The organism is Mycobacterium sp. SA01 (genome assembly GCF_041287105.1).
Taxonomy (GTDB): Bacteria; Actinomycetota; Actinomycetes; order Mycobacteriales; family Mycobacteriaceae; genus Mycobacterium.
Window position 1 is genome coordinate 929,843 of the sequence record NZ_JBGGNO010000020.1, and the last position, 11,620, is coordinate 941,462.

Consider the following 11,620-nt stretch of genomic DNA (forward strand, 5'->3'; position numbering starts at 1 on the left):
CGCTAACCGCCGGAGGCGGCCTTGTGCGCACGCTTGGAACCGGCGACCCCGCCCTTCTTGGCAGTGGACTTGGCGCTGCCGGCCGTGGCCGGCTTCGTGTTGGTGGACTTGGCGGCCAGGCGGCTTGCCGCTCCGCTCGGGGCCGGCACGGTGGGGATCGGCCGGGTGGTGGCCCCGGGGCCGGCGATGAGGTCGGCGTAGACCCGCGCTCGTCCGGTGTCGATCTTGAAGGCGAGGTCGTTCGCCGCGGCGGTGACGGCCTGCTGGATCGGTGCCCGGCCTGCGGTCAATGCGGTGACCACATCGCCGGTTTGGGCGAGTGTCGCGGCGAACGCCGTCACCCCGGCCACGGCGCCGCCGAGCACTGTCAATGGGCCTTGTACCAGCGCCTGGGCGGCGATCTGATACCCGGCGACGAGCGCGTCCTGGGATGCGGTGAAGGTTCGTTCGAGGGTGGCTTGCAGCCCGAAGCCGCCGAAGGGGATGCGCGATGCGAGTAGCAGGCTGAAGGTGTTGGCGATCGGCACCTGAACGGCGAGCAGTGCCACGCCGAGTGCTTGGGCGACATCCCGACCGGCCTGCAGTGCGCCGACGAACGCGACCGGGCTGCTGATCAGGCCCTTGCCGAGGCCGACCAGACCCCACCCGGTGAACGGCGCGTACGTCGGTTCGGGTGCCGGGGTGTTCGGTCCCAGGCAGTACGTGGCGCACTGCTGGGTGCTGCCGACCAGGATCGGCGTCGCGGCGATGATGTCGCCGAGCAGGTTGATGCCGATCTGGTAGGGGATTGCGCCGAAAGCCGGGACGGACAGGTCGGTGAGCTGGATGTGGGGCAGCTGCACAGAGGCGACCGGCACGCTGTGGCTGGGGATCAGCGGACTGACGGCGATGACGCCGGCCCCCGCGAGCGCGATGCTGGTCCGGTAGAGCGAGTTGACAGCAGCAGGCATTTCTGGCTCCTTCGCCGAGGTGTACCGACCAGGCGAAACTTACCTGACAGCAAACTGAGAAACGGTGAGTTGGCAGAAGTCGCGGACGAAGCTTGAGCGGTCAACCAGTTCGGCCCGCGCGGGCCGCGTCAGCCGGTCTACGAGCCGGCGCTGGAAGAGCTGGACGAAGAGCTTTTCGCGTCCCGGGCCGACCCGGCCACGGAGCGTGTGGTGCCCGCCGCCGGCTTGCTGTCACTGCGGGCCTTGGCCGGGGTCGTCGCGTCGGCACCCGAGTTGCTGGAGCCCGTCGACTTGGTGGTGGTCGTGGTCGTGGTCGTGGTCGGGGCCGGCCGCAGGCTGGCCGCCGTCGGCGTGGTGTCCGGCTTGCGGGCGGAGCCGGCCTTGTTGTTCTGGCTGGACGGCGCCGGTGTCGCGGTATCGGTGGCCGGCTCGCTGGGGGCCGGTTTGGCCTCGGTGCCGCCGCCGGCGGTCGCCGAGGCGACCAGATTCTTGAGCGCGGTGGGCGGCGGGATGGCCGGAGCGCGACGCCCGTACAGAACGTCCCTGATGCCGTCGAGAATGATCAGCCCCGGGCCCCAGAATGCGCGGATGGCCGCCTTGACGGTGTCCAGCGCGCCGGCGATGTCACCGTTGAGCAGATCGAGGGCAGCGGTCACGACGAATTGCGGAACGCGGATGATCACCGCCACCACGGCGTAGGCCGCCTCGACGACTTTTCCGCCGAGATATGAGGTGTCCAGGACCAGGCCGTTGAGTGCCTGTACCACGTCGGAACTGACGACTGACGTGACAAATCCCGTGGTGGATGGGGCAGGAGTGGCGTTTGCCGAGTCGACGAAGCCGGAACCTATCGGGTCGGGCCGATAAGCAGTTTGCTCGGGCAGTGCGGCGACCATCGACGGCTCGGGGTTGATCGCCGAGCTGACCTCGCGGCTGATGCGATCGGCGTCCGCGGCCAGTGCGGCCAGGATCTGCGCGAGCGCGGGGCCGATATCGGAGCTCGGCAACTTCGGCGTCAGCGCGCTGAGCAGGGATTTATCGGACGGGCTGAGTAGATCGGGGCTGGTGGACAGCTGCGTGGTGGAGATCTGCATGTCCCTGGATGGAGGCGCGAGGGGGTTGGCCACGACCACAGTCGCCGCCACGAGTGCCACCCCTGTAGTAAGGAATGGCCCCAACGCCCGTCGCATGCCGTCTCCCTAATCCGTGTTTGCGGCACCGGCAAGGAGAACGATACCTGAGAATAGGCTGATAAGGGTAAAGACTCCGCCTGAGAATTTTTTTGGGCGAAAATTACTGTTTACCGAGGTGGGGGTTAGAAAATCCTTGTGAGCCAACCCAATTAGTCGCCCCGGTTCCTTAAGGGCGGCTGAGGAAATTTGCATACGCACAGACTGGCTAATTCTGGTGCGTCACACCGGCGGCGAGATCGCTTTTTCGTACACCAGCCACCTCATCTCGATCGGGCGCTGATCGCGGGGAACGTCGAACACGTCCTGCCCGCTGACCCATTCGGCGTACCAGCTTGTCGGCGGCCACGTGCCGGCCGGCAGATGGTTCTTCTCGTAGTCGTAGACCGACACGTCCGACACCAGTGCCAGCGCAGACCCGGCCAGGGCCGCCGCCATCTGAGGTTGGGTGAAGATCGTCGTGTAGCACTGCTGGCCCAGCTGCAGTGCCCCGTCATCCGGGGTGTAGTCGCGGTGTGCGACGAAGGCGTTGAACACCAGGCGACCGCCGGGGGCCAGGCAGTGGGAGGCCAACTCGAAGATGCCGCGCAGCTGGTCGGTAGACCGGAAGTCCGACACCACCTCCGACAGCAAAATCAGGCGGTAGTCGCGGCGCAGATCGTCCACCGTCGCGAAGATGTCGCGCTCCAACACGCGGACGGGCAGCGACTCGCCCTGTGCGGCTTCCCGGATGCGCTCGGCGAACGACGCCGTCATCTCCACGACGTCGACCTCATGGCCGCGCCGCGCCAGCGCCAACGCGTTGCGTCCGGTGCCGGCACCCAGATCCAGGATCGGACACGAACGGGGATCGGCCGCTTCGCCGGCCAGTGCCAGCACCCGCGCGTCGGGTTCTGATCCGAACAACGGTGGTTCGCGGGTGGCGATCCAGTTCTCGTACGCACCTTCGACCGTCCACCAGCGGCTCTTGACGTGGTAGTTCAGCACCGTTCCGACCGGAGCCGCATACGAGATGACGATCTCCGAGCGCGGTGACGCGCCGAACGCCTCGGCCAGCTGTTCGTGCAGGATGGCGCGCAGTTCGTCGATCTGCTCGGCGCTGAATTCGCTGCCCAGCGCTGCGAACAGGGTGGTGCACATGGTCACGTACGCCTCGAGCAGGCCGGGCACGGCGGGCAGGCTGATCTCACCGGTGGCGACCGAACGACGGAGCAACCGGCGCGTCATGGCGCTGTGAAGCGCGGGATCGGCGGTCGAGGACAGCGGCATGTTCTCCACCTGAGTCCTTCTACCCGATCCGGCGGCGGTTGTCAGTGATCGGTTTGCTCGTTCACCTGAATGTCGCGGCGCCGCTCGAGCAGACCGTTGAGCGCACTGGCGGCATACGCGGCGGCCGCGAAGACGATCAGCAGCCACCACGGGGGATGGGCCAGCTCCCAGACGAACAAGGCCGCCCAGGCGGGAGCCCCCTGAGTGACGGCCAGTACGCCCGCGGCGCAGGCCAGTGACACCGCCGGGACGCTGACTGTCAGCGGTGTCCAGGTGTTGATCGCCATCGCCACCAGCGACCCCGTCGCCGCGCCGGTGGCCAGTGCGGGAGTCAGCATGCCGCCGACCGCGCCCGCGCGCAGGAACAGTGCGGTCACCAGAGGTTTCAGCAGTAACAGGGCCCCGGCCGATGCCAGCGTCAGCCCGGAGGCGACGCTCACGGTCAGCACGCTCTTGCCGTTGCCCGGCAGTTCGGGCCACCAGTGCGACAGCACACCGACCAGCAGCCCGGCGGCCGCGATGGCGGGGATCAGCAGCCAGGAGTCGCCGACCCGGTGAGCTTTGGCGTACTGCATCAGCCGGTTGAAGCCCCGGCCCACCACGAGCGCCAGCGGCGAGATGAGGACCGCGAATCCGGTCAGCAGATACGACAGCTCGGGATTGGGCCAGTGCAGCGGGACCTCCAGATGGGTAACCGGCGCGGCCACCGCCACCGCGATGCTGGAGGTGATCATCGCCGTCCCGACGGTGCGCAGGCTCCAGCTGCGAAGCACGATCTGGATCGCGAACAGCGCGCCGCCCAACGGCACGCTGTACACCGCCGCCAAACCGGCGCCGGCCGCACAGCCGAGCAGGATCCTGCGATCGCTTGCGGTGAGCGCCCACCTCGAGGTGCCGAGATCGCCGAGTGCGGCGGCGAATTGGCGGGGCGCGCCCTCCCGGCCGAGTGACGCACCGGCGCCGACCAACAGCACCTGCAGGCAGGCGTCGAGCGTCAACGCGAGCCGCGGCAACGGTCCGGGCGAATCGATGGCCTCCGATAGCGACGGCACCCGGGTCCGTCGCCGCAGCAGCCACCAGCCGAGGCCGGCCAGCGCGCCGCCGATCGTCGGGCCGACCGCGCGGCGCACCGGACTCGACCCCGTCACCCCGTCCAGCAGGGTCCCGAAGCTGTAGTGGAATGTGAGGTGCTCGACCGCGTGCAGCAGCACGGTGGTCGCGGCGCCGGCGAGCCCCGCCAGCAGCCCGATCGCGGCGACCGCGCAGCCGAACTCCAGGTGGCGCCGGTTCACGCGCCGAATCTATGTCACCTGCGGCGGTAGGGTGGCCGACGTGGCTGAGCAGGAGACCCCGCGGTTGTTGTTCGTGCACGCCCACCCGGACGACGAGACGATGAACAACGCGGTCAGCATTGCGCGTTACGTGCAACGCGGGGCGGAGGTCACCGTCGTCACCTGCACCCTCGGTGAAGAAGGCGAGATCATCGACGACCGCTGGCGACGGCTCGCCGTCGACGAAGCGGATCAGTTGGGTGGCTACCGAATCGGGGAACTGACGACGGCCCTCCGGGCACTCGGCCTGCCCGGCCCGCGGTTCCTCGGCGGTGCGGGCAAGTGGCGCGACTCGGGCATGCCCGGCACCCCGGCGCGCAAGCACACCAAGTTCGTCGACGCCGACGTCGACGAAGCCGTCGGTCTGCTGGCCGACGTCATCGACGAACTGCGCCCGCACGTCGTCGCCACTTACGACCCCGGCGGCGGCTACGGCCACCCCGACCACGTGCAGACCCACAAGATCACCACCGCCGCGGTTGCGGCCGCGACGTGGACGGTGCCGAAGTTTTACTGGGGTGTCATCTGCGCCAGCGCTTTTCGCGACGGCGTCAACGCCCTCACGCCCGACGACGTGCTGGCCGACTGGATCATGCCGCCCCCGGACGTCGAATTCGGTTTCCCCGACGACAGGATCACCGCGATCGTCGAAGCGCCCGAGCACCTCGACGCCAAGGTCGACGCGATCGCCGCACACGCGACGCAGATGCTCGTCGGTCCGACCAGGCGGGCGTTCACCCTGTCCAACAAACTCGTGCTGCCTGTGCTCGCCGCCGAACACTATGTGCTCGTCGAGGGCGCAGCGGGTCCGACCAATGAGCGCGGTTGGGAGACCGACCTTCTCGGCGGGCTCGGCTTCGGGCAATAGATTGGTGAAGCCACCCCCACCCCCGGACGCAACCGACCCGGCCATCCGCACGGTGGTGCTGGGTCTGCTGGCCGTCGACGGTGTCCTCTCGGCTGTCGCCGGCGCGCTGTTCCTGCCGCTCTATCTGGGCGCCGTGCCGTTGCCGATCAGCGCGCTGGTCAGCGGTCTGGTGAACCTCGCCCTGGTGTGGGCCGCCGCCTACTGGACGGAGTCCGACCGGCTTGCCGCGCTACCGCTGATGACGTGGCTGGTCACGGTCGCCGCGCTGACCCTGGGCGGGCCGGGCGGCGACATCGTGTTCGGCGGCCCGGGCGTGATGGCCTACTCGGTGCTGATCTTCCTGGCGCTGGGCGCTGCGCCGCCCGCGGTGTTCCTGTGGCGGCGCACCCGCTAGCTGGTGCCCTTCGCGGCTTTGGTTCGCGCCGAACCGCCCGTCGACTTCTTGGGGCCGGATGTGGTGCCCGACTTGGCCGAGCCACCCTTGCCCGAACTCGCGCTGCTGTCGGCCTTGGCGGACTTGTTGGTGCTGACGGCCTTCGGGGCTGGGGTGTCCGCCGATCCGGTGGTGTCGGTGACCGCCTGGGCGGTGACCGTGGTGTCGTCGGGTGTGTCGGCCGTCTTGGTGACCGCCTGCGGACGGCCGGAGTGGGCGAGGCCGGACTTGGCGGTCGCCGTTTCGGTCTTCTGCTCGACGGCGGCGCCGGCGCTCGCTGCCGCGGCGGGCGTCTTCAGCGCCGCGAACGGCAGTGGCGGCAGCGGCGGCAGCGGGAACGGGAACCACTGCAGGCTCCAGAAGTACGCGACCTCCTGGGTGCCGACCACGCCCAGGCTGCTGAGGGTGGTTTGGGCGATTGCGGTCAGCCCGTCCCGCCAGACGGTCGGGTTCCAGAAATCGTTGACCACCGGATCCAGGAAGTCGTAGACGACGCTGTTGGCCACCGGGACCGTGAAGTTCGGGTACCAGATGTAGATCTGGTCGCTGATGAGATAACCGAACGGGATCCATCCGAGTAAATACGGACCCAGGTCCAGGGCGAAATAGTTGCCCCAGTAGAGCACCCACTGATAGGCGGCGTCGATCGCGTCCGAGACGTTGTTGTTGGCTTGCGCCGTCTTGTGCGCTCCGGGCTGGGCAGGGGCGGCAACGACGTCGGGCGCACCGATCGCTGCTGCCGCGGTGTTGACCTGGTTGACCAGCGGCTGAACCGCGGCGGACAGGCGGACAGAGTCCAGCGACATCGCGGTCGGCGTCGACGGCTGGACGGGAGTCAGGGCCACGGCGCCGACGACCGCCGCCGCTACTCCGGCGGTCAGATACGAACGGACGGACACAGTCATGGCGAACCCCCTGCTTCAGGCACAGCTAATACTGACAATCTACGTTGCGCGCGCGTAAGTGTTACAGATTTTCCGGCCGTGTCCCGGTCACTGAGCGGGGCCGACGGGCAAGGCCGCGCGGCCACGTGCGAGGACTACTGTGTGCAGCATGTCAGTCGCCGGAGTTTCAGATTGTGGGACGCGCGGATGATTTCTCTGCTGTCGACGGTTACCGGGGAGTGGCCCTGAACTCGCAGCCAAGTAGCCCGTTGCCCACACCGGTGGTTCCGCAGCGGACTGATGCTCCGTCGCCCGCTGCGCTGAGACGCGTCCTGCGTCGCGCCCGCGACGGTGTCGCCCTCAACGTCGACGAGGCGGCGATCGCGATGACCGCCCGCGGTGATGACCTCACCGACTTGTGCGCGAGCGCGGCCCGGGTTCGTGACGCCGGCCTGGACTCCGCAGGTCGCCGGGGCCCGGGTGGGCGCCTGCCGGTCACCTATTCGCGCAAGGTGTTCATCCCGGTGACTCACCTGTGCCGCGACACCTGCCATTACTGCACGTTCGTGACGGTGCCGGGCAAGCTGCGCGCCGAGGGCAAGGGCATGTTCATGGAGCCCGACGAGATCCTCGACGTGGCACGTCGGGGCGCGGAATTAGGTTGCAAGGAAGCTCTTTTCACCCTCGGCGACCGTCCTGAGGCGCGTTGGGACGAAGCCAAGCAGTGGCTGGACGAGCGCGGCTACGACTCCACCCTGGATTACGTGCGCGCCATGGCGATCCGGGTGCTCGAAGAGACCGGCCTGCTGCCGCACCTGAACCCCGGGGTGATGAGCTGGACGGAGCTGTCGCGGCTCAAGCCGGTCGCGCCGTCGATGGGCATGATGCTCGAGACGACGTCGCGGCGGCTGTTCGAGACCAAGGGGCTGGCGCATTACGGCAGCCCGGATAAAGATCCCGCAGTGCGGTTGCGCACGCTGGACGACGCCGGCCGGCTGTCCATCCCGTTCACCACCGGGCTTCTCGTCGGTATCGGTGAGACGCTGACCGAGCGCGCCGAGACCATGCACGCGATCCGGCGTTCACACAAGGAGTTCGGGCACGTTCAGGAAGTGATCGTGCAGAACTTCCGGGCCAAGGACCACACCGCGATGGCGTCGGTTCCGGATGCGGGCATCGACGACTTCCTGGCCACCATCGCCGTCAGTCGCCTGGTGCTCGGCCCGAAGATGCGCATCCAGGCACCGCCGAATCTGGTGTCGCGGGAGGAATGCCTGGCGCTGGTCGGGGCCGGTGTCGACGACTGGGGTGGGGTGTCGCCGCTGACGCCCGATCACGTCAACCCTGAGCGGCCGTGGCCCGCTCTGGACGAGCTGGCGGACGTCACTGCAGCCGCGGGTTATGAACTGGTGGAACGCCTTACGGCGCAGCCGTCGTACGTGCAGGCGGGTGCGGCATGGATCGATCCGCGGGTGCGCGGACATGTGGATGCGCTGGCCGATCCGGACACCGGATGGGCGCTGGACACCAAGCCGGTGGGCCGGCCCTGGCAGGAACCCGACGAGGCATCGGAGTCCTTGGGCCGCACCGATCTTCACTCGGCCATCGATACCGAGGGGCGGCTGACCGAGACCCGCAGCGATCTCGGTAGCGCGTTCGGGGACTGGGAGTCCATCCGGGAGAAGGTCTCCGAGTTGGCAGCCCGCGCGCCTGAGCGCATCGACACCGATGTGCTGGCGGCGCTGCGTTCAGCCGAACGCGACCCGGGCGGCTGCAGCGACGACGAATACCTGGCTTTGGCCACCGCCGACGGTCCGGCTATGGATGCGGTTGCCGCCCTTGCTGATTCGTTGCGCCGCGATGCGGTCGGCGATGACGTGACGTTCGTGGTGAACCGGAACATCAACTTCACCAACATCTGCTACACCGGCTGCCGGTTCTGCGCATTCGCCCAGCGCAAGGGCGACGCCGACGCGTACTCGCTGTCCACCTCCGAGGTCGCCGACCGGGCCTGGGAAGCGCACGTCGCCGGAGCCACCGAGGTCTGCATGCAGGGCGGGATCGACCCCGAACTGCCGGTCACCGGCTACGCCGATCTGGTGCGGGCGGTCAAGGCGCGGGTGCCGTCGATGCACGTCCACGCGTTCTCGCCGATGGAGATCGCCAATGGGGTGACCCGCAGCGGCCTCTCGGTGCGCGAATGGCTGACCTCGCTGCGCGAGGCCGGGCTCGGTTCCATCCCCGGGACCGCCGCGGAAATCCTCGACGACGAGGTTCGCTGGGTGCTGACCAAAGGCAAGCTGCCCACCTCGGAGTGGATCGACGTGGTGACCACCGCGCACGAGGTGGGGCTGCGGTCGAGCTCGACGATGATGTACGGCCACGTCGACACCCCCAAGCACTGGGTGGGGCACCTCAACGTGTTGCGGGGCATCCAGGATCGCACCGGTGGGTTCACCGAGTTCGTTCCACTGCCGTTCGTGCACCAGTCATCGCCGCTGTACCTCGCGGGCGGAGCTCGTCCGGGCCCGACGCACCGGGACAACCGCGCAGTGCATGCCCTGGCGCGGATCATGCTGCACGGCCGGATCTCGCACATCCAGACGTCGTGGGTGAAGCTGGGGGTCGAGCGCACGCAGGTGATGCTGCAGGGCGGCGCCAACGACCTGGGCGGCACGCTCATGGAGGAGACCATCTCGCGGATGGCCGGCTCTGAGAACGGCTCGGCGAAGTCAGCCGAGGAGTTGATGGCCATCGCCGCCGGTATCGGCCGTCCGGCGCGTCAGCGCACGACGACCTACACCGACCTCGCGGCCTGAGGGCCGGCGTACTCCGGCTGTCGAATCGCCGCCGGTGTCGGCACGGTGTCTGCGGGTATAGGTCGCTAATATACGAAACGTCTAGTATCAGTAACCACTCGCAAGACCTGTGCTGACCGGCACTCCGATGGACGACAAGTTAGGGCACACTGAGTCGGCTATCCGGTGACCGGCATCGGATACTAGGCGTTCCCAGCAGCCCCGCAGACATACAGCCACCCGAATACAGCAGACCGAGGAGAACCTCAAGTGACGTACACGATCGCCGAGCCCTGCGTCGACATCAAGGACAAGGCCTGCATCGAAGAGTGCCCGGTCGACTGCATCTATGAGGGTGCGCGCATGCTGTACATCCACCCCGACGAGTGCGTCGACTGCGGTGCGTGCGAGCCGGTCTGCCCCGTCGAGGCGATCTACTACGAGGACGACGTCCCGGATCAGTGGGCCTCGTACACCCAGATCAATGCCGACTTCTTCGCTGAGCTGGGTTCGCCCGGCGGTGCCTCCAAGGTCGGCCAGACCGACAACGACCCGCAGGTGGTCAAGGACCTGCCGCCGAAGGAAGAGGCCTGACGGCTCCCGTCCCGTTGCGCGCGCGGCGGCGTCCGGTATCCGAGACGCTGCCGGTTTTCCCGTGGGACACCCTCGCTGAGGTGACGGCCACCGCGCGGGCTCACCCGGGCGGCATCGTCGACCTGTCGGTGGGCACACCCGTCGATCCGGTGGCACCGGTGATCCGGGAGGCATTGGCTGCGGCCAGCGCGGCACCGGGATATCCGACGACGGCGGGAACGCCCGCGCTGCGGGCGTCCGCCGTGGCCGCGCTGCACCGGCGCTACGGCATCACCGACGTGCCGGAGCACGCCGTCCTGCCGGTGATCGGCACCAAGGAACTCATCGCGTGGCTGCCGACCCTGCTGGGTCTGGGCGCCGACGATCTGGTGGTCGTTCCGGAGCTGGCCTATCCGACCTATGACGTGGCCGCGCGGCTGGCGCACGCCCGGGTGATCCCGGCGGACTCGGTGACCCAGCTCGGACCCGAGTCCCCGGCGGTCCTGTTCATCAATTCACCGAGCAACCCGACCGGCAAGGTCCTGGGCCGCGACCATCTGCGCAAGGTCGTCGAATGGGCCCGCGAGCGCGGCACGCTGGTGGTGTCCGACGAGTGCTATCTGGGCCTGGCTTGGGAGGAAGAGCCGACGTCGGTTCTGCATCCGTCGGTCAGCGACGGCGACCACACCGGGCTGCTGGCGGTGCACTCGCTGTCGAAGAGTTCGTCGCTCGCGGGGTATCGCGCCGGCTTCGTCGCCGGCGACCCCGATGTGGTGGCCGAGCTGCTCGCGGTGCGCAAGCACGCCGGGATGATGGTTCCGGGTCCGGTTCAGGCGGCGATGGTGGCCGCGCTCGACGACGACGCCCATGAACTGGAACAGCGGCAGCGCTATGCGCGCCGCCGCGATGTCATGCTGGCCGCGATGCGGTCGGCGGGTTTCACCGTCGACCACTCCGAGGCCGGTCTGTATCTCTGGGCCACCCGCGGTGAGCCGTGCCGGACGACGCTGGCGTGGCTGGCCGAGCGTGGCATTCTCGTCGCACCCGGGGAGTTCTACGGAGCCGGCGGTTCACAGCACGTTCGGGTGGCCCTGACCGCGACGGACGAACGTATCGCCGCCGCGGTGGAGCGGCTGGCCTGAGCCAGCCGCCCCACCCCAAGCGGGGTCAGAAACGCATCGTCAGTTCATGTTCCAGGGTTCGCCGTAGGTGGTGACGCTGTCACCGGCCTTGGAGATCAGGCGGGCGAAGGGGCGCAGCAGCACGCCGCCGGCCGCACCGGTGACGGTGCCGTGGGCGTTGGCCACCGCGACCGAGCCGTTGG

Annotated in this window: 11 protein-coding genes; 5 read left to right on the forward strand and 6 right to left on the reverse strand. The window is 68.5% G+C overall.

Features of this window, described 5'->3' with window-relative positions:
* Nucleotides 1–2 precede the first annotated feature (2 nt).
* From AB4879_RS23830 to AB4879_RS23845, 4 genes are all read right to left on the reverse strand, one after another.
* Entirely contained in the window at nt 3–950 is a 948-nt protein-coding gene (locus tag AB4879_RS23830) for a hypothetical protein (RefSeq protein WP_370509516.1), read from the reverse strand.
* 137 nt (nt 951–1,087) lie between these two features.
* Nucleotides 1,088–2,095, reverse strand: coding sequence for a hypothetical protein (locus AB4879_RS23835; protein ID WP_370509517.1), 1,008 nt, complete (start codon nt 2,093–2,095; stop codon nt 1,088–1,090).
* Nucleotides 2,096–2,362: 267 nt separating this feature from the next.
* Complete coding sequence (locus tag AB4879_RS23840) at nt 2,363–3,418, reverse strand: class I SAM-dependent methyltransferase (protein WP_370509518.1); 1,056 nt, start codon at nt 3,416–3,418, stop codon at nt 2,363–2,365.
* Nucleotides 3,419–3,450: 32 nt separating this feature from the next.
* Nucleotides 3,451–4,701, reverse strand: a complete 1,251-nt coding sequence (locus AB4879_RS23845; protein ID WP_370509519.1) for a chloride channel protein — start codon at nt 4,699–4,701, stop codon at nt 3,451–3,453.
* Between the two features lie 40 nt (nt 4,702–4,741).
* On the opposite strand from AB4879_RS23845, the gene mshB reads away from it, so the two are divergent.
* Both mshB and AB4879_RS23855 read left to right on the forward strand, forming a co-directional pair.
* Complete coding sequence (mshB, locus tag AB4879_RS23850; RefSeq protein WP_370509520.1) at nt 4,742–5,608, forward strand: N-acetyl-1-D-myo-inositol-2-amino-2-deoxy-alpha-D-glucopyranoside deacetylase; 867 nt, start codon at nt 4,742–4,744, stop codon at nt 5,606–5,608.
* A gap of 1 nt (nt 5,609) precedes the next feature.
* On the forward strand, nt 5,610–6,002 hold the full coding sequence (locus tag AB4879_RS23855; protein ID WP_370509521.1) for a hypothetical protein: 393 nt from the start codon (nt 5,610–5,612) through the stop codon (nt 6,000–6,002).
* Here AB4879_RS23855 and AB4879_RS23860 read toward each other — a convergent pair.
* On the reverse strand, nt 5,999–6,946 hold the full coding sequence (locus AB4879_RS23860; protein WP_370509522.1) for a hypothetical protein: 948 nt from the start codon (nt 6,944–6,946) through the stop codon (nt 5,999–6,001). The two genes, AB4879_RS23855 and AB4879_RS23860, sit on opposite strands and share 4 nt — an antisense overlap.
* A gap of 218 nt (nt 6,947–7,164) precedes the next feature.
* On the opposite strand from AB4879_RS23860, the gene AB4879_RS23865 reads away from it, so the two are divergent.
* The 3 genes from AB4879_RS23865 to dapC all read left to right on the forward strand — a co-directional run bounded on the left by AB4879_RS23865 (nt 7,165) and on the right by dapC (nt 11,438).
* A complete protein-coding gene (locus tag AB4879_RS23865; protein WP_370509566.1) occupies nt 7,165–9,744 on the forward strand; it encodes a bifunctional FO biosynthesis protein CofGH in 2,580 nt (859 codons plus the stop codon).
* A gap of 249 nt (nt 9,745–9,993) precedes the next feature.
* Entirely contained in the window at nt 9,994–10,317 is a 324-nt protein-coding gene (fdxA, locus tag AB4879_RS23870; protein ID WP_036343792.1) for a ferredoxin, read from the forward strand.
* 14 nt (nt 10,318–10,331) lie between these two features.
* Nucleotides 10,332–11,438 (forward strand): succinyldiaminopimelate transaminase, encoded by a 1,107-nt coding sequence (gene dapC / locus AB4879_RS23875; RefSeq protein WP_370509523.1) that lies wholly within the window; start codon nt 10,332–10,334, stop codon nt 11,436–11,438.
* A 39-nt stretch (nt 11,439–11,477) separates the two neighbouring features.
* Here the strand turns inward: dapC and AB4879_RS23880 are convergent.
* Nucleotides 11,478–11,620, reverse strand: a 143-nt coding sequence (locus AB4879_RS23880; protein ID WP_370508852.1) for an MspA family porin, incomplete at its 5' end; no start/stop codon positions are given.